This is a genomic window from Chryseobacterium aahli (assembly GCF_022699665.1).
GTDB classification, from domain to species: domain Bacteria; phylum Bacteroidota; class Bacteroidia; order Flavobacteriales; family Weeksellaceae; genus Chryseobacterium; species Chryseobacterium aahli.
The window spans coordinates 326,488-349,754 of sequence record NZ_JALDNB010000003.1 but is presented as its reverse complement, the minus strand read 5'-3'; the positions used below and the strand labels follow the sequence as shown (position 1 = coordinate 349,754).

Genomic DNA, 23,267 nt, shown 5'->3' with positions numbered 1-23,267 from the left:
AATAATTTTTCACATTTAAATTTTTAAATATTTAAAATGTGAAAAATTAACCCTACAATTAATCACAGTATATTGGTTAAAAATAACCATTTTTCAAAAAAACTTATTTTCTCAATTTGAGATAATGATTATTTTACCTACTTTTGTAAGTAATCAAATAAAAAGTTTTTTATGTTGAAGAAAACTGTACTCTTAAGTTTGTTTACGTTAATATCTGCCTCAGCAATGGCTCAAACCAATACTACTCCTGTTTATTTAGACGAATCTAAACCTGTTGAACAGCGAATTAAGGATGCGCTTTCCAGAATGACACTGGAAGAAAAAATTGCGATGCTTCACGCACAGTCAAAGTTCAGTTCGCCTGGTGTTCCGAGATTAGGAATTCCTGAATTCTGGACAACAGACGGCCCGCATGGAGTTCGCCCAGAAGTAATGTGGGATGAATGGGATCAGGCCGGATGGACCAACGACTCGATTATCGCCTACCCTGCTCTAACAGCTTTATCCGCAACATGGAATAAGAAAATGTCTTGGAACTACGGTAAGGCATTAGGTGAGGAAGCAAGATACAGAAAGAAAGACATTCTTTTAGGGCCAGGAGTTAACATTTACAGAACACCTTTGAATGGAAGAAACTTCGAATACATGGGAGAAGATCCGTATCTGACTTCCAAAATGGTCGTTCCGTACATTCAGGGAGTACAATCCAACGGAGTAGCCACTTCTGTGAAACATTTTGCCTTAAACAATCAGGAAATGTTCCGTCATACAAGCAATGTGATTGTGGATGACAGAACGTTGTATGAAATTTACCTTCCGCCTTTCAAAGCGGCTGTGACGGAGGGAGATTCTTGGACGATTATGGGCGCTTATGATATGTACAAAAATCAGTACGCAAGTCAGAACAAATATCTTTTAAATGACATTCTGAAAGGAGAATGGAAATACAAAGGCGTGGTGGTTTCAGACTGGGGTGCAGTAAACAATACGGAGCAAGCGATTCACAACGGATTAGACGTAGAATTCGGAAGCTGGACAAACGGACTTTCTGCCGGAACAAGAAATGCTTATGACAATTATTATTTAGCAAAACCCTATTTAGATTTAATTAAATCAGGAAAAGTAGGAACTGCAGAGCTTGACGACAAAGTAACCAGACTTTTACGTCTAGCCTATAAAACAACGATGAGCACCAAAAAACCTTTTGGAAACATTGCTTCTGACGAACATAAAGCTGTTGCAAAAGAAATCGGTGAAGAAGGAATCGTTTTGTTGAAAAATCAAGGAAACGTACTTCCCATCGACATCAATAAAGCTAAAAAAATTGCCGTTATTGGCGAAAATGCTATCAAGGTAATGACTGTCGGTGGTGGTTCATCTTCTTTAAAGGTAAAATATGAAACTTTACCTTTAGACGGAATCAAAACAAAGTTTGGTAAGAACTCTGACGTACAGTTTGCAAGAGGTTACGTAGGAGATGTGGGTGGAGAATACAACGGTGTAAAATCGGGTCAAGACTTAAAAGATAGCCGTTCGCCTGAAGAATTACTGAATGAAGCTGTTGAACTCGCTAAAAAATCAGACTATGTGATTTTTATAGGTGGATTAAACAAATCTGATTTTCAGGACAGTGAAGGAAATGACAGAAAAAGTTACGGACTTCCGTATAATCAGGACAATGTAATTTCCGCTTTGGCAAAAGCAAATAAGAATTTCACCGTAGTTTTAGTAAGCGGAAATGCAGTAGCCATGCCGTGGATTAAAGAAGTTCCGTCTATTGTTCAGGGTTGGTACTTAGGTTCTGAAGCAGGAAATTCTATCGCTTCCGTTTTGTCGGGTGATGCGAATCCTTCAGGAAAACTTCCGTTTACATTTCCTGTAAAGCTGGAAGACAACTCAGCTCACACAATGGGAGAATATCCCGGAAATAAAGAAGAGTTAGCAGCAGGAAAAGGTAAAGACCAGAAAAACCCGATCAACATAAAATACAACGAAGGAATCTTTGTAGGTTACCGTTGGCACGACACCAAAAAGATCAAACCATTATTCAGCTTCGGTCATGGTTTAAGCTACACCACTTTTGAGTTCGGAAAAGCAAAAGCAGACAAATCAGCGATGACTCAGGACGATAAAATCACGTTCACGGTTACTGTAAAAAACACAGGTAAAAAAGCCGGTGCTGAAGTGGCTCAGTTATACATCACCGACGTAAAATCATCTGTTGAACGCCCGGCAAAGGAGTTGAAAGGTTTTGAAAAAGTATTTTTAAATCCTGGTGAACAAAAAGAAGTGACTTTCACAATCGACAAAACGGCGTTAAGTTATTTTGATGCTCAAAAGCACGACTGGGTTGCAGAACCTGGAGATTTTGAAGCGCAAATCGGAAACTCTTCTGATGCGATTAAAACTAAGGTAAAGTTTACTTTGAAGTAATTTTAATTATATATTTCTAAAACGAATGCCCGAATTTCTTCGGGCATTTTTATTTTCAAAAGTTATCTATTAAAATATATTATTTACGAGTGTAAATTATTTCTGAATTCAAAAAAGTATACGTTAAAGTAGTTTTTGTGACTTTATAGTCGTTGCATTGAAACTCATCACGATCATAATCATTCGTACAAAGCTTTCCGTTTTCTATTTTCCATTTCGTTTTTGTTGTTCTTTTTGGGTATTTTGTAATAATTACACCGTTAGCAGCAAATATTTTTGTTACGTTTTCCTTCACGACTTTTCCATCTGCTTTATAGAGTTTCCAAGTGCCTTCAACACCGGCATCCTGTTTTTTTTCAGCTAATGTAACTGGAGTAATTGTGTTAAAAGATTTTTGTCCAAATAAGGCAGCCGTTCCTAAAACTAATCCGGCTCCAACGATTAAATTAAATGTTACTTTTTTCATGGTTCTTTTTAAAAATTAATAATATAAATATATATCGAAAAAATAATATTTTCAAAGATATATTTGTAGAGTAAAAAATTTTTGAACTGAGATCACTAAAATGACAAAGTTGATTTAATTCTAAAATATTTTAAGGAATAACGAAAATCCTAGCCCCGATTGCAACGACATCCTTTTGTGCAGCAAAGCGGAACAAAAGATATAGTGGAAAGCGGGAAAAAGCTCCTAATAAAACTTTAAATTTTATCAGAAGCTTTCCGTCTTGATTATATTTTGCTGAGATTATTTTACGTCTTCTTTTTGCATCAAGGCAAAAGAACCTAGAAAATATTACAAATTCTGATCTTCATGCTGCCCTTCATTAATTTCTTCCACCATTTTGGCGTTAAAGGCAGGAAGATCTTCGGGAGTACGGCTTGTAACCAAACCATTGTCTACCACTACTTCGCTGTCTTCCCATTGTGCGCCTGCATTTTTAAGGTCGATACTGATGGAATCTACAGAAGTTAGATTTCTACCTTCAACAGCCCCTGCATTAATCAGAATTTGCGGTCCGTGGCAGATGGCAGCGACCGGTTTATGCTGTTTGAAAAAATCCTGAACAAAAGACAAAGCTTTATCATTCGTTCTTAACTGATCGGGATTGATAACACCTCCCGGAAGTACCAAGGCGTCGTATTCTGAGGCAGAAACCTCATCTAAAGTTTTATCGACGTTATATTCCTGTCCCCAGTCTTTTTCTGCCCATGCTTTGATGGTTCCAGCCTTTGGGCTGACGATATGAGCTGTCCAGCCTTGTTGTTCTAAATGTTCTTTGGGAGATTTTAATTCGCTTTCTTCAAATCCGTGTGTTGCTAAGATTGCAATTTTCTTTGACATATTATTTTATTTTTTGGTGTTATATGCTAATGACTAAGAAAATATAATGCCGTGACTTAGTGATGTGGTATTTAAAAAGTGTTAAATTCGTTGTTGGTTGTCAGTTTTTGGTTGTCAGTTTCCTGATTTTCAATCTACTCAAAACTTCCCACACCCCAGTTCCGGTATCCAACAAAAATAATAATCTGCAATACAATAATTCCGCACAGTTTAAGCAAAAAACTTTTCTTAGAAACCTTATGTCTGAAAATCAGCATTGCCAAAATGGATCCGACTGTCCCTCCAATAAACGTCAAGGTTAGCAAAGAAAACTCAGAAATTCTTCTTTTGTGTTGGGTCGCTTTACATTTATCCAAAGCAAAGATTGTGAAAGTGATCAGATTGATTATTAAAAATAGGTAGAACATTACCGCAAATCTAAAACAAAAATAAATATCAGAAAACACGTTTTATCCTGATTCCGACATTATAAAAGTTTCTAAATTTGTTATCCATAAAAATTAAATCAATGACAGTACAGGATTTGGCAGGCAGCTACTCTATTCAGGGCAGTAATCAGGAAGAATCGGATCACATTTCCTATCACGGAATATTGACTCTTTCTCTTGATGAAAACAACCGCATCATCGCCCAATGGATAATCGGCGACCACGAACAAAATGGTACAGGTTTTTTTAAAGATGATATTTTATTGATCAACTTTAATTATGAAGGCGATGATCAGAAAATCTACAAAGGAACTGCTGTTTACCGTTGTCTCACAAAGGATATTCTGGATGGCTTCTGGTCTGAGAAGCATGGTAATCCTCTGTATTTGGGGAGTGAGTATTGTGTTAGGATTAATACGAATGAGTTTTTGAATTGATTTTCATTTTAGTCATTGCGAGCGAAGAGAAGCAATCTCAAAGACATTATTGATAACAGGAACTCATCATGTCCATAAACCTACATTAGAGGCAAATCAATTCCTATTTTGTAGATTTGGTGATAAGCATTTATTTTATTTTCATCTTCGAGTAATTTATCGATTTCTAATTTACTATCATTTTTACTGTCAGCAGGTTTTGGATTAATAATTAAGCAAGGAATTTCATTGTCAATGTATGGTAATTTATTTTTTACTTTATTCAATCTTGCGTATCCAGCGACCTGTCTCATGTCTTCGTGAATTTGGCCATAATTGTATTTCAGTTTATACTTTGTGTCAACAACTATTTTTTTATCATCTGTGCAAATCAAAAAATCAAGAGAGTTACCGTGCGTAGCAAATTGGTAATTGAAATTTCTATCACCGAAATTTGAGTTATCCTCCAAAAATTTTGCATAAACATACAGTTCAAACATTTTGGGCATATCAATCCAAAATGGTGGTGTAGAGATTTTTTCGGCTGACGTTTTTGTAATGTTGTATGAAAACCTTCTTAAAATCTGTTGCCCGATTTTGATCGAATCTTTGTATTCTTTGAAAAACGGATTGTATTTCAAATGTTTTATATCTTGATTATCAACGTCTGAACTAATATGCTCAAAAGTCGGACGAATGTAATTCACTATGTAAGAAATATTACTTTCACCTGTAAAAAAATGTTGGTTATTGTCTACATACTGTGTACAAAACAAAAATACTTTTTTTAAGAATCTATTTTCTAAAGAATCATCTCCAAAAACCTGATATTCACAAACGGTATTGGTGAAGCGGTTTTTAAAAACATTTTGTTTGATTTGCTGTCCCACCAAGATTTTACCTTTCACTCTGTTTCGAAGGTTTTCCTGAACTTTATAATAAGATTTTTTTAAACCTTTTCTTGCGATGTTCTGAAGCAGATTAAGGAATTTCACTACCAAAAACGGGGTCAATAAATCTTGCTTTTGTTCGATTTCTATTTCAGAGGCTTCCCAATCAATCAGTAGTAATTTATCCGTTTCTTTTGCCACTTCGCTGTGTGACATAATCTTCATTAGCATCGCAATGACATTGACTTCTTTAAAAGAATTGTCTGATTCTCCCTCTACTTCTTTTTTAGCTGCTTCGTTTAATTTTTCAATTTCTTCGTCTGAAATTTCCTCTTCAGTCTTGGCACTTACATTTTCAAAGCCTTTTAAAACCGCAAAATTAAGCTTAGGTTCTATGTGAATAAATCTGTCTCTGGTCAACCAATCCAGACCTACAAAATAATCTGAATTTAGAGTTACTTCTTTTTCAGAAATTTTGCAGGAGAAACAATGGTAATCTCTTCCCCTTTCAGTTTTGAATTTGCGTGGTTTAATTTCTTCTAAAGAGTCATTCCAGAGATAAGCCTTCCTATCTTTTTCTTCGATACCATTAAAATCATCCGTTAACAGTAACTTATAAGCAATATGTTCTTTTAGGAAGATGCCCATTACAAAGATTTTATAAATTCTTTGATAGGTTTTTCCTCGTACTCACCAATTAAAATTCCGTCTCTTTCGTACTCTAATAAAATTGGCTTTACTTCGTATTGCATTTTCATTTTAAATAACTCATCCTTTCGTGCATCGTCATTTGCATCAGATTTTTTCACAATGAAATAGCTGTGACCAATTCTCACTGCATCTATTTCAAACTCTTTACTTACATTTTTATCATTAAATAAAGATGAAATCCGAAGGAAATCGGTGCTATTGAAATAAATTTCATCATCATCTTGTAATTCTTTTGGCAATACATCTACAAAAGCAAACCTTCTTCTAATGGCATAATCTATATGCCCCACGCTTCGGTCTGCAGTGTTCATTGTACCAATGATGTACAGATTTGGAGGAAGAATTAATTTCTGAGAACCATCAACCTCATACATACTTTCCACTTCTTCTCCGCGATATTCTAATGCATAAATAAGTTCTCCTAAAACAGAAGAAAGGTTAGCTCGGTTGATTTCATCGATGATTAATACAAAAGGTTTTTCATCATCAAACTTTTTACCCACAATATTAAACTTTTCCAATTGTTGAAGTAGCATAAAATAGTAAAGATATTTACCTTTCATTTCCAAACCAAAAGCTTTTTCTTTATCTCTCAAATCAATGGGAATTTTTATTTCATTACTTCTTTCATATACTTTTCGTAAATCATCAAATAACAAATTGTATTCTACTTCTTGTCGTTTAGGAAACCTGTAAACAAATCCTCTATTAGTACTATATATAATCTCAGCGGTACTTTTATTTCCGAACGAATATGTTTTCCCCTGAGATACAGCATCATTAACAGCAGTTAAAAGTATATTCAATTTTTCTTCAAACTCATCACTACTATTAATAACTCCTTTGCTTAAAAAATAATTATCCAAAGCTTTTTTAGCAAATTCTCCCAAGGTTTTATTTTCAGCTTCGTATAAAACACCATCTCCATCGGGGTTAGGTTTTGCCACGATACCTCTTACAAAATCTTCATAGGTATAACTTGGATGAAACTGAATGAGTTTAAATTGGTCGTTTTCTTCAAGTTGTATGAACCTATTATAACTGTCAACGTTTTCAAAGATGTATTTTGCCAAAGCCATTTCATATGACTCTACACCACTTAAACTTGAAGTATTCCAATTTAAATTATTTTTGTAAAAATTCTTTATACCTTTCTTTGAAGGCGATCTGTCAACTCCTGAAGTTTGAATAGAAAAATTATTATCAGTTGCTGATTTGATCTTATAAGTTTCTCTGCCAGCAACACTTTTAAATTCTAAACCTGGTAGTAGAATCTGATCAATAATTTCAGAATTGATTTCTTTTGGTCTAATATTATTTTGTGATTTTTGTAAAATTTCTTTCGCAATTTGCTTAGCCAATCTTGTCTTACCGTTTCCTGGAGGACCTTGTAGGATTATCTGTTTTTTATATGTAAGAAGATTATTTAAATTTTCCATAATGGTTTCTGATAATTTATTTTGAAGTAATTCTTGAGTTTTAATTTGAATTTCTGACGCGTGTATCTGACAAATACCTTGTCGTAATTGATAAGTAAATTGTTGGGATTTTTCTAATTCAAAAACATCCGCATTAAAAACAATCAAATCTTGCTGATCAATGGGAATCTCCAATTTTTTAAAAGTCTCTTGAAATTCTACTAACTCTAAAATTGAAGTTGGTGGAGATAAAACCTTTGCTACACCTATTGCGGTGAAACCATCTGTTAATAGTACAGAATCATTAATATTAAATTCTTTATCAGTCCAGCTTATAACAATTTTGCTTTCAAGTAAGTACTTGAAAAATAGTGGTGCACCGCTATACCAGCGGCATCCAAGTTTCCAGTAATTCATGGTTTAGTTAGTTTTTATAATTTTATTAAGATATTTATCTAAATTTAAAATGTTTGAGAGATTATTAAGTTACAAGAATTCCCTCCACACCCTATATTCAAATTGTTATCTATTGTTACAAAAGAGATGTGGTTATCAGGAGTAAATAATTTGTTATTCCAATTACAGCTATCATAAGCTAATACAGCGCTAGGCTTTGGATGGCCGTACTTGGTTGTAGCATGAGAATATACAATATTACCATTTACACATTTTGGGAGAGGAGAGTTTTTGTCATCAAAGTTTGCTCCATGATGAGTAGCCAACAATCCGTCAAACTGAATTTTCTTAATTAAGGGTATATATTTATATGCTGCATCTGCTGGATTTAAAACCTTTTTTATAGAATTGTTAGGAGAATCAACAATTAATGCTAAACCAGAATGATTCTTATCTGGTCCTGTGCATTTTATCAATTCTCCAAACCAAGTTTTGATATTGCCTGTTAAAGTTTTTGGCCATAAAATAAGTCTACCTGTTGCTCTCATTTTAGCAGCAAACTTAAAATATAAAGGAGTTATATTTTGTTCTGGAATGATCCAAGTAATATCTTTCAATTGTGCTGAATTTGTCGCGAAATATCTTCTAGCTGTTTCTAAATGATCTCCATCCCAGTGAGAAATTATAATGGTATTTACAAAACTAAAACATAAATTTAACGTTACTGGATAGGTACTCTTATTCCACGCAAAGCCTCCACCTAGATCAAAATAAAAAATAGGAATATTATCTTGAGTAGTTACTGCAGTTAAACTACCTTGTCCTACATTATATACATTTAACTTATGATTAAAATGAAGCTGTTTATCATATATAGAGTTCAAAATGTTGAATATTTCTTCCTTATTGGATTTTACAAAATTATTCCAAGAAAAATACTTACTTAGAATTTTATTAATACTGTTTCGATTATTAATTTGTTTTATAGAGACAATATATTTTTTTTCAGGTATATCCTCATTGGTATCTTGGATAATACTGACTGGTAACCTAGTCTCTTTTTCTGAAACTCTTATTGAAAACCATCTGCTTTTAAAAATTTCATGCCTAAAAAAATCCTTAAATTCCTTGTACTTATTTTTATGAATTTCTATTGAAAACAGAAAACTTCTAATTTCTTCAAACGATTCTTCAAGTGATGACTTCTTGTAAAATTTTATTGTATCACTCTTAATACCATCAAAAACAATTTCATAATAGTCATCTTTTAATTCCTCAATATTTTCAAGCCCAACATAAAAAACTTCATCTGATTCTTTTATATCTCCAAATAATAATTCTTTCATATTTGTATTCTTAATTGTTTATTAGTTTTTTTATATTTTTTTTTCTTTGCCCTCTTTACTTCTATCCCCTAAACCGTTCAGCAAAAAGCCTTATCAAGCCTCGATTACCGTAATCCACTTTGGCAAAAAAGTTCATTGCTCATAAATCCTTTTCTAATTACTCTGCTAATCTATTTTTTAAACTCAAACCTCGCCAATTTCAAATACTGCAAACGGTAACGCAAAGCAGCTTCCGAAACGCCATACCGCTTGGTAAGTTCATCTCTTATCAATATCCAAACTCCGAAAGTGTAATCATTTTTCACTAACAAAAAATCTTTCATTCTTTGTCTTGTGTGATTTTCCAAGATAATCAAAAATGCAGATTTTACTTTTTCCTCAGGCATTAAAAAGCAACTTGCAAAATAATTGGCTTCCCTTTCAATCGGGTCAATCTGGCTACCTTCTTCTGCTATATCAGTATTGGAGCAAAAAATAGAATTATCCTTTAACTGATGCGATAAGAAATAATGACCCAACTCGTGCGCTATAGTAAAATGTCTGCGACCTGCATTCTCGATATTTCCATTAATGAAAATATAGCTTTTCTGACCATTATTTCCTTTAGTGAGTGCGCCGACAAAATCACTATTAAGACTATTAATTTCTCTAAATACGATTCCTTCTTCTAACATTATATCGTCAAAGAGCTTGTAACTTCCACCTCTTTTTTGGTATTTTGTTAAAACACTATTTACGATATCTTCTATTTCGCTATTTGTCTTCATCATTCATAGCATCGAACAGTTCTCTAAGTGTAGTTTCATCTAAGGTTCCTCTTGCCGCAAGACCTTGTTGAGAAACCCACAATTCAAAACGTTGATAGTACCAAGCAGTGGTTTTCTCCACTGTCGTACGAGATAGTCCATCGTTGCAGATTCCGCCACAATTCTTAAAACCTCATCATCAGGCTGAACATACTTTTTATAAATAACCTTCCCGCTTTTTCCTTCACTCTTCAACGCCACAATCTCCTCCAGCAAAACCTTTGCATCGCCATCGGTCTCCAACTGCTCTGTAAGCTCGCCTTTGAAAGCTTTGTGCAAAATAGTCTGTGGCAAAGTTTCTATTTTCGCTTTTAGGTTTTTGTATTTTTCTTCTATGGCATCTGCTTTGGCAAATAGGCTTTCGCGGGAAACAATTTCTTGTTGTTCTTAACTTCCAATTGGTTTCTACCGTTTAGGCTTTCAATCTCTAACTCTGCAATTAACTGTATCAATTTTTCGTAAAACAATCTAGTCTTAGCAATTGATGAACTTGCATCAATATAATATAAGCTTTCCGCAAGCATTGCCTGATTAAATAATGCAGGATAATACTCATTGAGAAAATTAAAGCTGGAAATTGCAGACATTTATAATAAATTAGTTTTTTAACTCTCAAATATACCAAAAAAATATTTTCACAATTGTGGGAAACCGTATCTGTGTTGTAAATTGGTTATTGAGATTTCAACGTTAAACTTATTATACTTGGTAGAGGCTGATGTACAATCTAAAACTTTTCACAAAAAAACCTCTATCCTTTCAGATAGAAACTAAAATAAAATTAGAGTAAAAGTACCAAGCTAAAATTTCTTTTGTAATTCTTGCTATATCATTTGTTTTTGATGATTGTTAAACGAAGGCATTTTAGAATATTCATCTGAGACTCACTCCCGAAAAAATCAATTGGTTTTTGACCGATTCTTTTGCATTCCTTCGGGTCTTCTTCGGAAAAATGATTCTTTTTCCGAAGAAGACCCGAAGAACTATCGAAGAGCAGTAAAATCTTAATTAAAAAAATGATCATTAGCCATAATAAAAAAATCCGGCTCACGAATAAGCACGGATTCTGTTAATTGATCATAAAAGAGGCAAATAAAGTTTGGTACTTATAGAACTTCAGTACCGGGATCTTTATTACAAAAAAGTTTAAAACATTTATTGACTCACTTTATTTAAAAGTTCAATATCATCTGAGCTTAATTTTAATTCAGGTGCCTGAAATAAAGTTTTCAATTGAGATGCACTTGTTGCACTTACAATTGGTGCAGTCACCAACGGATTTGCCAACAGCCACGCTAATGCTACAGATGCTTGGGTAGTCTCATGCTTTTCACTTATCTGATCTAAAGCTTTCAATACTTCAAGACCTTTTTTATCCAGATATTTTCTGACCCCTTCTCCTCTTGTACTTTTTGCCAAATCTTCTTCTGTACGGTATTTTCCCGTTAAAAATCCTGCTGCCAAAGACCGGTAAGTGAAGACGCTCAAGTCATATTGCTTTACTAAATCTGCATATTTGGTTTCAAATTTTTCTCTTTCTAACAAATTGTAGTGAGGCTGCAATACAACATATTTAGGAAGATTGTTTTTCTCTGCGGCCTCAAAAGATGCCTTTAATCTTTCAGGAGAAAGATTAGACGCTGCGATATATCTTACTTTTCCGGCTTTAATGATTTCATCATAAGCTTCCAAGGTTTCTTCAACCGGAGTTTTGTTATCGTCAAAGTGTGTATAATACAAATCGATATGATCTGTCTGAAGTCTTGCTAAAGATTCGTCTACCGATTTTAAAATATGCTTTTTACTGATATCAAAACCATGCTCTTTAGTTTCTGAACCTACTTTTGTAGCAATTACCAAATCATTTCGGTTTCCGCGCTGCTTCAGCCATTTTCCAATGATTTCTTCTGACTGTCCGCCTTTTCCGTTGACCCACCATGAATAGGTATCTGCAGTATCAATGAAATTGAAACCTCCACCCACAAATTGGTCTAAGATGTCAAATGACTGTTTTTCATCTAATGTCCAGCCAAAAACATTTCCTCCAAAATTAATTGGAGCTACTTCTAAATCTGTATTTTTAATTTTTCTCTTTTGCATGCGCTTGTTTTAATATTTTATTTTTCAAACTCAAATTTACGAACGATAAAAAAGCTTGGGTCAAGGTTTCAGCTTAAAATTTAATTAGTGATGATAGAGAGAATAAATATTTTCAGGGAGATTTAATTAAGATAACTATATATTTTAATGTACCAAACATTTATAATTTATCAAATTTTCAAAATTTATACTGCTTTAGTTATTAATCAAAAACGCTAATTATTCTTAAAGATGTTAGTTTTTCACTTTTTTAAAAGGTTATTTTTATCACTTGAAATCCAGCTAAAATAGCTGGATTTTTTCATGTAAATATGTGAAAACAGTATTTTTAAGTGTTAAAATTTAAAATCAGCCTGTAATATGTAATAGTTTTAAATAACATATTTTTAATTTTAAGAAAATTAAATACATAAAACATTGTAAATCAAAAATATAAAAATTTTCTTTTAAAAGCGTCAACTTAATATTCTAACATCTTCAGCTTTTCAAAAGCAGTTGAATTTAATCTCACATAAATTTTAAATTATGCAGATTAAATTCAACAATCAAAAGAAAATTACAACCTTATCTGACCAAGGTATTGCAATTAAAGAATCCTCAAAAAATTTTGAATTTAGCACCGGAAATGCTAATAACAATTCAAAACGTTTTTCAATCATTAAAACTCTCGGAACAATTGAAAGTTTGTCATCACTCTTTTTATTGATTAAAGGAACACCTTTCTATCAAATTATTTATCAAAATCTTTCTATAGATAAGGTTTCCTATGCAGTTAATTTGTTATTAAATCCTTAATGTTTAATTAAACAAACTTACTGATTCAGAAAGGCTTACAAGCTGCAAAACTATCTAAAAATAAGTTTTGCAGCATTGTTCAGCCTCGAAATTTTTTTATAAATTTATAATATCAATAAAAATGTTAAGGTACTCAAAATCAATAACTAAGAACACTGAATTCAATTCTCTAATAAAAATGATAGAGGTCTTAGATACCGAACAAAAATGCAGAGAATATATTGAAGAATTGCGTTGGAATGGAGAACCAGTTTGTCCACATTGTGGAAGTGTTAGAGAGAATCATTACAAACTAAAACAGTCAGGTCGCTTCAATGGTTTATATAAATGTAAAGATTGCAGAGAAAGATTTACAGTTAGAATAGGAACCATGTTCGAAGGAACTCATATTGCTTTCAAGAAATGGTTTTTAGCTATCTACATATTTTCATCACACAAAAAAGGCATTAGTAGTGTTCAATTATCTAAAGACATTGCAGTAACTCAAAAAACTGCTTGGTTTATGTTGAACCGAATAAGACATTCATTCAGAGTTAAAAACATTGAAAAATTTGACGGTGTTACTCAAGTTGATGAAACATTTGTAGGTGGGAAAAATATGAAAAAGCCAAAAGAACGAAGGAAAGAAAAAACTCAAGGTAGAAGCACTAAAACAAAAACTGTAGTATTTGGTCTTTTAAGCAACGGAATTGTTACAACTGAAATTATCCCAAACACAAAAGGTAAAACCCTTACAACTGTTATTAAAAATATGGTTAAAGAAGGTTCTATTGTAGTTAGTGATGGTTGGGTTGGTTATTCAAGTTTGCATAGAGCTTACAATCACAAAAAGATTCCACATAACAACGGACAATTCGTAAAAGATAAATATCATACCAATAGTATTGAAGGTTTTTGGAGTTTATTAAAACGTGGAATTCTTGGAATTTATCATTCAACAAGCCCAAAACATTTACAGAAATATTGTGACGAGTTTTCTTTTAGATACAATACCAAACAATTTACCGAAGGTGATAGATTTAATCTTGCAATACTAAATGCTAATGATAGGCTAAGTTATGAGGAACTGATAGCATAAAAAAATGGGGCAAAAGCCCCTTTAATTTATGAAGCAAATTTTTGATCAATAACTGCTTGTACAGGAATAATTATATCAGAAATTTCATCTTTTCGTATTGGAAAACTATCAAAAAACGATGAACACAAGTATTCAATTGGTGTAATTCTTTTTCTAAAAACATTATATAAATCCCAATCCAAATCAGGATATTTATCCTTAATATCTTCTCTAAATTTTGTATCATAAAATTTAGGAATTTCAGAATCATCCCAATCATCAAGTTCAAACATATTGTCTTTAATATCAAGGATTGCACCTGTTAATGTATTAATACAAAATCCAACACATGTTCCAATTTCTGGAAGCTCATTTTTACTAACAAATTTTCCTTGTTGATCATACTTAGAACCATCTGTAAAATATCCATAGCTAATCGTACTATTTTTACAGACTCTTCTACAATATTGAAGAAAAGAAGCTACTTCATATTCGTTATCACTTACAAAATCTGCTGATTTATAAATATACCAATCATTACCATCAAAATCCTCCTCAACTAAAGGGCTTTGATTTCCACCTGGATAATGATGTAGATAATCTTTATTTTTATATCGTATAATAATTCCAGCATGATACGCTTTTCTATCATAAATTTTTGTAGCAATAGCAACAAAATTTTCTGATGGGTTTTTGTCGTTATATTTGGTTAATAGTTTTTTAAAATCCATTATTTACTATATCTTTTGTAATTTACTACCATATCTAAATCTTTTAGCCACCTCATTATAGTAGTAAGAAATTTCATCATTATCTTTTAATAAGGGTTTTATACTCATCAACAAAGTTCTTACAATACCCCTGTCTTTATCAGTATATTGATTATTATAAAGTCGCAGTAATTTAATCAAGTTGTTTGTATGCAAATCTTTATTTTCAAATATCTCAACAACTTTATCATGCAAATAATCATACTTTTCTAAAGTATTTTTTTTCTTGAATTCTTCATGTAAATTTTTGAAATAATTATAATCTTTTTCTATTAAATAGTTTTCTATTAATATATATTCAATACTGCTTTCTGTTCTCCATTTTTTTAGTACAGATAAATTCACTCTGCTATATACACTACCCATGGCCGTTGCCTGCGGTTTAGTACAGTCAATTTTATAATCTTTGTCTCCAACTGTAATGTGAACATTTGTTTTAGATTTTCCACCAGCTTCAAATATTTCACCATTTAAAAAAATAATTTCGAATTTTAGTTGAACTTTTTTCCCTCTTCTTATTGGAAAATTTTTATCTTTAAAGTTTTTAGTTAAATCTGTTTCAATGTCATTTTCTTTTAATAGTACACTATATTCTAAACCATTCAGTTTGATTTTGTCCTGAATATTTTTAAATAGTTTTGTTCTATGAGTTTCAAATGATTTTCCAGCAACTATCTCATTAATATCTTCTGATATTTCTGTTTTGTCAGAAGGATAAATTAGCACGGTTTCAATAGATCCATTTTTTATTGATAATTTTACATCTGAATTATAATTATAACTCTTTGCAAAATCACTCAATGATTCTATAAATACTTTTAAAGCATCTGCAGCATCTATAGTTATGTTATCTAGACTAACTTTTTCTCCATTACTGTTTGAAAGAATTTTTATTTTTAATTCATTTTCCATGGTATGTTTATCGATTTGGTAAATATATAAAAAAGTTTAAAATTGAAATTACTGTTTTCCGTAATTCATATTGCTAAATTTAGTATAGAAAAACGTCAAATATTGACGTATTATAATTTATATATAAAACATACACAATTATAAGCCCAAAACTCCCATAGAAGCTCCCAAATAATCATCAAAGTCTTTAGAATCTTTTATGTAATTTTCTGATAAAGGAAATTTCTCTGGACCACCCCATAATTTATCATTGACATTAACAAATTTTTTGTTTAGTTCTAATGCTAATTTTGTCAGAGCAGTCCACGATGATATATCAGCTTTTGACATTCTATTTCTCTGTAATCTATATAATCTAATATACCTATTAAATTTAGGATTATAGACCAAAGCTTGTTTACGTAAACTTTGAAGTTGTTCAAAATAGGCATCAATATTTTTCAAGTAATTGCTATTCTTTTTTAAAGTATTTACTAATAATTCTTTACACTCAACTTTGTAATATTTCGTGTTTATATATCTATAATTATTTTCAGAATAAACTTTATAACCTAAAGATTGCAAGAATGCTTCAGTATCATTTTGAGAGTCATTTCTTTTAATATTATCAATTATTCTTGTAAAAACATCATAATCTAAAACATACAATTTTTTATTATCTTGTTGTTCAATTAAGGTGCTAATTTTACTACTATAATCAAAGTGTGTTCTGACTTTTTCAGACAATTCATTTTTCAAGAATTTATCTGTAATACCCTCATCTGAAAATGCCATTATACTAGAAATTTCTTTATAAGTACCTTCCAAATCTTCCGAATCTATTCGAAAATTTATTTCAGGTATTACCATATAGCCTTTCCGAACTGTTGAACTATCGGTTATTGTTTTTAATTCAACACTATAAACGTAATAATCGTTAGAAATGTCCTTTAGACTTTGCTGGTCAATTTTAAAAGTTTCTTGTGCTGATAAGGAATAGTTTGCAAACATCATTAAAGAACATGATGCTACTGTTTTGAATGTAGAAAATTCAAATTTCATTGTGTGGTAATTTAAGGTTTAACAAAAAATAAAGCGTGGACATTGTACCATGTCAACCTTAGGATTACCACACCCCAAAAAAACAATGATACAAGCCACGCCAATACTGGCGTACCTTATATACATTATTTGTCTTTTCTAGGTGAAGTAAATAACTACTTCGTGTGGTAATTTTAGGTTGACAATAATGCAATTAAGCACGATTATTACATTCTATATTAGAATGATTTATAATACAAATATAATCAAAAGTTTCGAGGCTGTAAAATGCAAAACCCTCTAAAATAGAGGGTTTTGGAAAGTATGTTATTTTATTAACTAATAGATGTTTAATTATCAAATTTAAACAACATGAACAATATTATAAAATCAATTTTAACAATCACAATATTTAAAAAAAATCATAGCGAATATTGTATATCAAGAATAAAATTTTCAGTAATCAATGAAAATAAAATTATCTATAGAATTCCTGTAAAAAAAGCACCAGCATTTGAGACTGTTATAAAACTAATTAATAAATACCTGATTTAATTTTTTCATAATCTTCATATCCAAAATAATTAATTATTTCTTTATTAGAATATTTTCTGTTAACAATTACTTTATATTTTTTATCCTTTTTATTAGAAAAATTAATTAAAAAATCACTTTTGTGATTTGGTCTTATAATTACATTTTTCTTTTGTGTAAATTCAGTTTTGCTAAATATAAATGGTAAAAATTTATTACAAACTTTAACATCTAAAGTTTCTACATTAAAATCAATATCAGAATCATTTCTGATCTCAATTATTAACCTTGTGGGTTGATACGTAATTTTCTTATCTATATCTAAATCTTGTACTAATTCGTAATTAGCAATAACAGTAATATTCATAAAGTTTATAGTTTTTCAAAAATATCACTATTAAACGAATAAACCAAAAATTTAATGAAAATTTTCGAGTTGCATAAATAGTTAAAACCCTCTAAAATAGAGGGTTTTAACTATTTATGCAACTCGAAAATCACATCTCCATTAGTTTTTATTAATAATGAATATAATATTTCTATTTGACTCTTAGTAGGATTATTTAATTTGACTTTACCACTTGTTTGAGTGGTGTTATATTCATTAGAACTCGTTACGAACATTTGTAATTGTCTATTAATTGTTTGTAATTTTTGAGATATCTTAAAGCGTATTAGATTTTGATGATCAATAGAAGCAAACCTAATTGTAAACATTTTAAATTTATTTGCAATCTCTCTTTTGTTATAATTTCCTTTGATTAATTCTTCAATAAAATTTTTATAATCTGAAAAAATATCATCAAGTAGTTTTACGTGATAGGTTTTTAAATTTGTATTTTTAAGGAATTTATTTTGTAATCTATCCGCTATGTATATTGGCACACCAATGCCTGAAATAAGTGCTAAAATTGCTATAAAATCACTAAATGAAAATTCCATGGAAAATATGAAATTTAGATGTGTATGATTTATCAAAAATTTAAAAAAATCTATAATCATAGTTCTTTACGTGGAAGACCTTTTTCTTTTTTCTCTTTCCATATATCAATTATATCTTCTAAAATTAAATCAATCCAATCAGGTTCTTGATTTGAAATGATTTTTAATTTTAATTTAATAATATCAATACTAAAATCATAAACTAAATTTCCAAAAGCTTCATCTAAAAATGAAGATGCATAACCTGCTGTATCATCTAAATCTACAACAAGATATTTATTTTCACTGACAGCTTTCTCAAAATTTGGTTTTATATACTCATAGTAAAATTCTTCGCCAGAAAATGAATCATGTTCGATATATCTGGCATCTGGGTATTCTGTAAAATCTTTAACTTTTACAATTATTTTATCCATTAATTAAAATTTTGTGCTTCTAATTCTAAATAATAAAAAGTTCCTGTAAAATCATCATCTAAAATTGTATATTTATCTGTGGTTAAATCTAAATAGACATCGTTAGTAATACAAATAAGATTTTTGATTTTATTTTTAGTATTTTTATCTTTTATCGTTGGTAATCCTCTATTTCTATTAATTTGACTTTTAAATCTAGAATTGTAGACTTTGTCAAAAACTTTTTGTAATAATATTCCATTATTAAAAACATCTGGAGTTTTTAATTTAGCAAAATCTAAAATAAATTCTTTAACTCTAGTAGACCTCTTTAAATTTAATTGTTTTATTATACCTAAGCCATTATCTGTAAATGTGACATAAACTTTTTTACTTTTTTCATCAAAATTTATACCTAAAATCCAATGTTTTTTATCATCGTTGTATGCATGTTCAAAAGCATTAGCATTCATCTCCATTAGAATGGTATATAATGGTGGATAGTGATTCTCTTCACCTAATAATAATTTTTTTATTTGTCGAATATTTGTGCCAATTAACTGACCTTTACTCTTCATATTACAATCTGCAATAACAAGTGTATTTTTATTATTTTTCTTATGAGATTGTAATGTATTACTAATATGGGCTGATACATTTGACATATTTCCAAAAAATCCACTTCTAATTATAAAGTCCAGCACTTCTTCATCTAAAGGTTGTGTTCCGGAAACTTTAATTTTACTATTTCTTAATTCTTTAACAGATGATAACATCAAAGATATGGCCCCTATATCTATATGTGTTATATCTTTCAACTCAATAATAACACGGTGAATTTTATCCTTTTTTGTCAAAGATTTTAATTCAGCTATCGTTTTAATAACCTCAATCGGGTTTACTAATAATCTAAAATCTTTAAAAGGCTCAATAATCTTAGTATATTTTGCCCTATAAATAGTTTGTTTATAAAATTCTTTGAAATTTTTAAATGGAAAAAACTTCCGAATTCTAATATAATTCCGAATATGATGTTGCTTCCTTGGCAACCTCCTCTTTTTCTTAAATTTCTTATTATTGATTTTCACGGTTAGTTAAGTCTGCAAAGATAACTTTTACCAAGAAAATCAACAATGTATTTTTATGATTTTATTACTATGCAAATATCTTTATAGTAAGCGACAAAACTCGACGTATTAGAAATATTATGTTTTAATCAGTCTTTTCATCATTTGGCTGTCCTTTAAGAATGTTTTCATTATTCTCGTTAGTCTTGTTAGTATCAGTTTTTTCTGATGTATTTTCGTTTGCTTCTTGATTTGCTTCAAAAGCAGCTATAGGAGTGTTTTCTAATTGTTCGTTAAGATAATCAGTTAATGATTTCATAGTGTTGAAATTTATATTTTATTTATATATTCAACTGTATGAGGAACAAGCTTATCATTTAGCTATGTTTCATCATTTTTATCATCATAAGCTTCAATAGTTACTTAAACATATTATCTAGATGATGCCTTTTTTGGGACTGCAAAAGTGAATCAATCTTTTTTAATACACAATAGTAATTGAAGGAAATAACACACGCATATAGCTTGTAAGTCAGGTGTTTTTATTATTATCTTTGCATAGAACGAACGATATACGAAGTTATTCGTAGGCAGAAATGCTGAGTCTGTAATCAGAACGACTCAGGTGACAGCCTGAGTCGTTTGGTAATTGGTTTAATTCAAAAATCCGAGATAATGGAAACTTTTGAAAAAAATGGTAAAACTTATAAAAAAGTTTATACCAGATCAATTAAAAGGAATGGTAAAACTATTTACCATCCAAAAGGAGGACTATTTGTTTTCTATGTAGAAATAAAATAATTTCCTTTGATTATACTCCTTGTTGACGCAAGGAGTATTTTTTTTATTGTACTTGTGTAACTTTATGTCACAAATATATAACAAATTGTTATACTGTTGTCATTTTATCTACAAATTATATACAAAAAAATATGAGTTTATTTATTGAAATTATTGATATGTTTACTATATCAATATAATAATATAGTACCTCAAAATACACCTTTTAAAATCAAATAATGTCATAAGAATAAATAACAGCATCAATCATGATGCTGTTATTTATTTTTGATGCTGTTGTTTTATTTTTGGTACATTAAAATATATAGTTATCTTAATTAAATTCTGAATTTTTAATATCTAATAATTGTGCCGCCCCTCTTGAGCTATTGGCTTTTGGATTACAAACATTTTGCACCTCCGGAGCATCGAATATCAATCATTCTTGTGCTAAACAAAAAAACCTTCTCATTTCAAGAAAAGGTCTTACAAGTTTATAATTATTTAAATAAATTGAAGTTTATACGATCAAATCAAGCTTTGTATCAACCTCATCCGAGTAAGGCAACAATCCTCTGATTTTAGCAATCAAATCATCCATATCAAAAGGTTTCGGAACGAAATCTGTAGCCCCTGCATTTCCTGCAATACTGCTTCCGTCAACACTTGCAGAAAGTACAATCACTGGTAAATGTTCAAATTCTTCTGTTGCCCTGATGGCTTTTAGAACCTGATCTCCTGATAAAACAGGCATCCAAAGATCTAATAAAAGCAGATCGGGAAGTTCAGTTTTTATTTCTTTAATCAGATTTGTACTGTTGATTTCAGTGAAAACATCATACCCTTCAGACTCCAGCAACATTTGCAGAACATCCAATATTCCTTGGTCATCGTCACAGACCATTATTTTTTTATTGTCCATTGTTTTCATCTTTCATGATTGGTAATGTAAAGCTAAAAGTTGATCCTTTACCTATTTCACTTTCTACCCACAGCGTTCCTTTGTGATTGGCAATAATTTCGTGAGAAATATAAAGACCAATTCCTAAACCGGGAAATTTTTTCTGAATATCTCTTGCTCTGAAGAATCTCTCAAAAATTTTGGCTTTGTCCTGCGGACTAATTCCCATTCCGTAATCAGTGACAGATATTTTCACAAAATCTCCGACTTTATTTAAATAAACCTCAATTTTATCAGAACCCGGAGAATATTTAATCGCATTGGAAATTAAATTATTAATCACTTGCGAAATTTGCAGTTCGTCACCTAGAATTACAGCTTCAGTATTGCCAGACAAGATAATATTATAATCCGGAGTTGCCAAAGACAAATTTTCTACTGTATCCCGAATCGTTTTATTAAGATCAAAGGGTTCATTGTGCAGCTCTATATTCCCTGACTGTATTTTTGAGGTATCTAAAAGTTCTGTAATTAAATTATTGAGCCTGTCTACATAAGTTCCCACTTTATCAAGTGTCGATATGTATTTGTGAGATGAACCTTCAGGTGGCATTCTTTGAAGAAGCTGTACAAGACCTTTAATAGTAGTTAAAGGAGTCTTTAGCTCATGGCTTGCGATAGAAAGAAAGTCGTCTTTGCGGCGATCCGTTTCTCTTTTTTCTGTAATATCTTCGATGGCAATCAGAATTCTGTCTTTATACTGACCCTCAAACTCTATTCGATAGGCATTCAGCAGCATAATCTTTTTACCAATATGCGGGAAATCGTGCTCTACTTCAAAATCAATGACAGGATTGTTGGTCGGTAATATTTTTAGTAATAGCTCTCTAAGCGGATCGATATCCCATTGGTGGTTTCCGAGCTCAAATAATAATACTCCTACAGTATCTTCTGAAGTTACTTTAAAGGTATGTAAAAAATGACTGTTGGCACTTAGAACCGTGTAATTTGCATCTAGAACCAATAAACTTTCTCTCACCGTCTGGATAATACTTGAAAGAAATATTTCATTATCAACCAGCTCTTTCGTTCTGTCCATAATTTTTCTTTCTACCGAAGCTTTTTCTTCTCTCAGTTCGTGCTCAGCTTTTTTACGGTCGGTAATGTCATTTTGAACTCCTATGAAATGTGTAATTTCATCTTTGTCATTTTTAACCGGGGAGACAAACAATTCATTCCAGAATAATTTACCATTTTTTCTGTAATTTCTGATTTCAACTCTGCATTCTTTTCCGTTTTTTATAGCTTCTCTAAGCTCATTTCTTTCAGGCTGCATTCTGTCTTGTAATTGCAGAAACCGACAGTTGTGACCGATGATTTCGTTATGTTTATAACCGCTAATCGTTTCAAATGCTTTATTGCAATAGATAATCGGATTGTCTGGTTGCATATTGTCAGTAATGATAATACCCGAATTGGCAGAATTGAGTGCTTTAAGATAAAGATCAAGATGAGTCCCTGAGTTACTCCGATGATCGGGGCGGGCGTTATGTGATGTTTCCAATTCTTAGCTATTTTATTAACACTATTTCCCAAAATAAGAAAGTTAAAAATATTCATCATTCTTATCTTCGTATGATTTCATAAACCAAATACTATGCCCATAGCATAAAAGATTTTCAAAATTTCAAATTTGATTTAATTTTAATGATTATTAAATAGAATTATCATTTAATTAAAAAAAATGGACTTAATTGATGAAAAATTGATTATCAATCATCATTCTAAATTTAACATAAAAAAAC

Annotated in this window: 24 protein-coding genes; 4 read left to right on the top strand and 20 right to left on the bottom strand. The window is 30.9% G+C overall.

Annotated features, from left to right (window positions below; genetic code table 11):
• Positions 1-171: 171 nt before the first annotated feature.
• Complete coding sequence (locus tag MQX03_RS07725) at positions 172-2,433, top strand: glycoside hydrolase family 3 C-terminal domain-containing protein (protein ID WP_242802397.1); 2,262 nt, start codon at positions 172-174, stop codon at positions 2,431-2,433.
• 79 nt (positions 2,434-2,512) lie between these two features.
• Here the strand turns inward: MQX03_RS07725 and MQX03_RS07720 are convergent, their stop codons facing one another.
• The 3 genes from MQX03_RS07720 to MQX03_RS07710 all read right to left on the bottom strand — a co-directional run bounded on the left by MQX03_RS07720 (position 2,513) and on the right by MQX03_RS07710 (position 4,185).
• A complete protein-coding gene (locus tag MQX03_RS07720) occupies positions 2,513-2,899 on the bottom strand; it encodes a hypothetical protein (protein ID WP_242802396.1) in 387 nt (128 codons plus the stop codon).
• A gap of 330 nt (positions 2,900-3,229) precedes the next feature.
• The gene (locus MQX03_RS07715; RefSeq protein ID WP_242802395.1) at positions 3,230-3,778 is read right to left on the bottom strand and encodes a type 1 glutamine amidotransferase domain-containing protein; all 549 of its coding nucleotides are present in this window, start codon (positions 3,776-3,778) and stop codon (positions 3,230-3,232) included.
• Positions 3,779-3,912: 134 nt separating this feature from the next.
• Entirely contained in the window at positions 3,913-4,185 is a 273-nt protein-coding gene (locus MQX03_RS07710) for a DUF1294 domain-containing protein (protein WP_242802394.1), read from the bottom strand.
• A 101-nt stretch (positions 4,186-4,286) separates the two neighbouring features.
• On the opposite strand from MQX03_RS07710, the gene MQX03_RS07705 reads away from it, so the two are divergent.
• On the top strand, positions 4,287-4,643 hold the full coding sequence (locus tag MQX03_RS07705; RefSeq protein WP_242802393.1) for a hypothetical protein: 357 nt from the start codon (positions 4,287-4,289) through the stop codon (positions 4,641-4,643).
• A gap of 80 nt (positions 4,644-4,723) precedes the next feature.
• On the opposite strand, the gene MQX03_RS07700 is transcribed toward MQX03_RS07705, so the two are convergent.
• From MQX03_RS07700 to MQX03_RS07670, 7 genes are all read right to left on the bottom strand, one after another.
• Positions 4,724-6,160: an McrC family protein gene (locus MQX03_RS07700; protein WP_242802392.1), complete on the bottom strand. Its 1,437-nt coding sequence runs from the start codon at positions 6,158-6,160 to the stop codon at positions 4,724-4,726.
• Positions 6,160-8,058, bottom strand: coding sequence for an AAA family ATPase (locus tag MQX03_RS07695; RefSeq protein ID WP_242802391.1), 1,899 nt, complete (start codon positions 8,056-8,058; stop codon positions 6,160-6,162). Before MQX03_RS07695 ends, MQX03_RS07700 begins: the two co-directional genes overlap by 1 nt.
• Before the next feature lie 44 nt (positions 8,059-8,102).
• Positions 8,103-9,383, bottom strand: a complete 1,281-nt coding sequence (locus MQX03_RS07690) for a hypothetical protein (protein ID WP_242802390.1) — start codon at positions 9,381-9,383, stop codon at positions 8,103-8,105.
• 170 nt (positions 9,384-9,553) lie between these two features.
• A complete protein-coding gene (locus MQX03_RS07685) occupies positions 9,554-10,153 on the bottom strand; it encodes an ImmA/IrrE family metallo-endopeptidase (protein ID WP_242802389.1) in 600 nt (199 codons plus the stop codon).
• 36 nt (positions 10,154-10,189) lie between these two features.
• Positions 10,190-10,483 (bottom strand): hypothetical protein, encoded by a 294-nt coding sequence (locus MQX03_RS07680; protein WP_242802388.1) that lies wholly within the window; start codon positions 10,481-10,483, stop codon positions 10,190-10,192.
• A 38-nt stretch (positions 10,484-10,521) separates the two neighbouring features.
• The gene (locus MQX03_RS07675) at positions 10,522-10,776 is read right to left on the bottom strand and encodes a hypothetical protein (RefSeq protein WP_242802387.1); all 255 of its coding nucleotides are present in this window, start codon (positions 10,774-10,776) and stop codon (positions 10,522-10,524) included.
• Between the two features lie 568 nt (positions 10,777-11,344).
• Positions 11,345-12,289 carry an aldo/keto reductase gene (locus tag MQX03_RS07670; RefSeq protein WP_242802386.1) on the bottom strand — a complete coding sequence of 315 codons (945 nt, stop codon included), beginning with the start codon at positions 12,287-12,289 and terminating at the stop codon, positions 11,345-11,347.
• Between the two features lie 525 nt (positions 12,290-12,814).
• On the opposite strand from MQX03_RS07670, the gene MQX03_RS07665 reads away from it, so the two are divergent.
• Both MQX03_RS07665 and MQX03_RS07660 read left to right on the top strand, forming a co-directional pair.
• A complete protein-coding gene (locus MQX03_RS07665; RefSeq protein WP_242802385.1) occupies positions 12,815-13,084 on the top strand; it encodes a hypothetical protein in 270 nt (89 codons plus the stop codon).
• Positions 13,085-13,193: 109 nt separating this feature from the next.
• Positions 13,194-14,162, top strand: a complete 969-nt coding sequence (locus tag MQX03_RS07660) for an IS1595 family transposase (protein ID WP_394801741.1) — start codon at positions 13,194-13,196, stop codon at positions 14,160-14,162.
• A gap of 26 nt (positions 14,163-14,188) precedes the next feature.
• Here MQX03_RS07660 and MQX03_RS07655 read toward each other — a convergent pair whose 3' ends face one another.
• The 10 genes from MQX03_RS07655 to MQX03_RS07610 all read right to left on the bottom strand — a co-directional run bounded on the left by MQX03_RS07655 (position 14,189) and on the right by MQX03_RS07610 (position 23,026).
• Complete coding sequence (locus tag MQX03_RS07655) at positions 14,189-14,872, bottom strand: hypothetical protein (protein ID WP_242802384.1); 684 nt, start codon at positions 14,870-14,872, stop codon at positions 14,189-14,191.
• Positions 14,873-14,878: 6 nt separating this feature from the next.
• Positions 14,879-15,823: a hypothetical protein gene (locus tag MQX03_RS07650; protein ID WP_242802383.1), complete on the bottom strand. Its 945-nt coding sequence runs from the start codon at positions 15,821-15,823 to the stop codon at positions 14,879-14,881.
• Positions 15,824-15,961: 138 nt separating this feature from the next.
• Positions 15,962-16,864, bottom strand: a complete 903-nt coding sequence (locus tag MQX03_RS07645; protein WP_242802382.1) for a hypothetical protein — start codon at positions 16,862-16,864, stop codon at positions 15,962-15,964.
• A 514-nt stretch (positions 16,865-17,378) separates the two neighbouring features.
• Positions 17,379-17,744, bottom strand: a complete 366-nt coding sequence (locus MQX03_RS07640; RefSeq protein ID WP_242802381.1) for a hypothetical protein — start codon at positions 17,742-17,744, stop codon at positions 17,379-17,381.
• Positions 17,745-17,854: 110 nt separating this feature from the next.
• Positions 17,855-18,319 (bottom strand): hypothetical protein, encoded by a 465-nt coding sequence (locus MQX03_RS07635; protein WP_242802380.1) that lies wholly within the window; start codon positions 18,317-18,319, stop codon positions 17,855-17,857.
• A gap of 56 nt (positions 18,320-18,375) precedes the next feature.
• Positions 18,376-18,735 (bottom strand): STAS-like domain-containing protein, encoded by a 360-nt coding sequence (locus MQX03_RS07630; protein ID WP_242802379.1) that lies wholly within the window; start codon positions 18,733-18,735, stop codon positions 18,376-18,378.
• Positions 18,735-19,802: an STAS domain-containing protein gene (locus MQX03_RS07625; protein WP_242802378.1), complete on the bottom strand. Its 1,068-nt coding sequence runs from the start codon at positions 19,800-19,802 to the stop codon at positions 18,735-18,737. Before MQX03_RS07625 ends, MQX03_RS07630 begins: the two co-directional genes overlap by 1 nt.
• Positions 19,803-19,926: 124 nt before the next feature.
• Positions 19,927-20,100 carry a hypothetical protein gene (locus MQX03_RS07620; RefSeq protein WP_242802377.1) on the bottom strand — a complete coding sequence of 58 codons (174 nt, stop codon included), beginning with the start codon at positions 20,098-20,100 and terminating at the stop codon, positions 19,927-19,929.
• Between the two features lie 981 nt (positions 20,101-21,081).
• Entirely contained in the window at positions 21,082-21,483 is a 402-nt protein-coding gene (locus MQX03_RS07615; protein WP_129534472.1) for a response regulator, read from the bottom strand.
• Complete coding sequence (locus MQX03_RS07610) at positions 21,473-23,026, bottom strand: PAS domain-containing sensor histidine kinase (protein WP_242802376.1); 1,554 nt, start codon at positions 23,024-23,026, stop codon at positions 21,473-21,475. Before MQX03_RS07610 ends, MQX03_RS07615 begins: the two co-directional genes overlap by 11 nt.
• Between the last annotated feature and the right edge of the window lie 241 nt (positions 23,027-23,267).

Excerpts from the sequence above, each read along its gene's own strand:
- MQX03_RS07705 (WP_242802393.1), top strand. The coding sequence starts at position 4,287 with ATGACAGTACAGGATTTGGCAGGCAGCTACTCTATTCAGGGCAGTAAT.
- MQX03_RS07620 (WP_242802377.1), bottom strand. The coding sequence starts at position 20,100 with ATGAAATCATTAACTGATTATCTTAACGAACAATTAGAAAACACTCCT.
- MQX03_RS07655 (WP_242802384.1), bottom strand. The coding sequence starts at position 14,872 with ATGGATTTTAAAAAACTATTAACCAAATATAACGACAAAAACCCATCA.
- MQX03_RS07615 (WP_129534472.1), bottom strand. The coding sequence starts at position 21,483 with ATGGACAATAAAAAAATAATGGTCTGTGACGATGACCAAGGAATATTG.
- MQX03_RS07665 (WP_242802385.1), top strand. The coding sequence starts at position 12,815 with ATGCAGATTAAATTCAACAATCAAAAGAAAATTACAACCTTATCTGAC.
- MQX03_RS07670 (WP_242802386.1), bottom strand. The coding sequence starts at position 12,289 with ATGCAAAAGAGAAAAATTAAAAATACAGATTTAGAAGTAGCTCCAATT.
- MQX03_RS07640 (WP_242802381.1), bottom strand. The coding sequence starts at position 17,744 with ATGAATATTACTGTTATTGCTAATTACGAATTAGTACAAGATTTAGAT.
- MQX03_RS07695 (WP_242802391.1), bottom strand. The coding sequence starts at position 8,058 with ATGAATTACTGGAAACTTGGATGCCGCTGGTATAGCGGTGCACCACTA.
- MQX03_RS07645 (WP_242802382.1), bottom strand. The coding sequence starts at position 16,864 with ATGAAATTTGAATTTTCTACATTCAAAACAGTAGCATCATGTTCTTTA.
- MQX03_RS07715 (WP_242802395.1), bottom strand. The coding sequence starts at position 3,778 with ATGTCAAAGAAAATTGCAATCTTAGCAACACACGGATTTGAAGAAAGC.
- MQX03_RS07650 (WP_242802383.1), bottom strand. The coding sequence starts at position 15,823 with ATGGAAAATGAATTAAAAATAAAAATTCTTTCAAACAGTAATGGAGAA.
- MQX03_RS07720 (WP_242802396.1), bottom strand. The coding sequence starts at position 2,899 with ATGAAAAAAGTAACATTTAATTTAATCGTTGGAGCCGGATTAGTTTTA.
- MQX03_RS07710 (WP_242802394.1), bottom strand. The coding sequence starts at position 4,185 with ATGTTCTACCTATTTTTAATAATCAATCTGATCACTTTCACAATCTTT.
- MQX03_RS07630 (WP_242802379.1), bottom strand. The coding sequence starts at position 18,735 with ATGGATAAAATAATTGTAAAAGTTAAAGATTTTACAGAATACCCAGAT.
- MQX03_RS07690 (WP_242802390.1), bottom strand. The coding sequence starts at position 9,383 with ATGAAAGAATTATTATTTGGAGATATAAAAGAATCAGATGAAGTTTTT.
- MQX03_RS07675 (WP_242802387.1), bottom strand. The coding sequence starts at position 10,776 with ATGTCTGCAATTTCCAGCTTTAATTTTCTCAATGAGTATTATCCTGCA.
- MQX03_RS07685 (WP_242802389.1), bottom strand. The coding sequence starts at position 10,153 with ATGATGAAGACAAATAGCGAAATAGAAGATATCGTAAATAGTGTTTTA.
- MQX03_RS07725 (WP_242802397.1), top strand. The coding sequence starts at position 172 with ATGTTGAAGAAAACTGTACTCTTAAGTTTGTTTACGTTAATATCTGCC.
- MQX03_RS07635 (WP_242802380.1), bottom strand. The coding sequence starts at position 18,319 with ATGGAATTTTCATTTAGTGATTTTATAGCAATTTTAGCACTTATTTCA.
- MQX03_RS07700 (WP_242802392.1), bottom strand. The coding sequence starts at position 6,160 with ATGGGCATCTTCCTAAAAGAACATATTGCTTATAAGTTACTGTTAACG.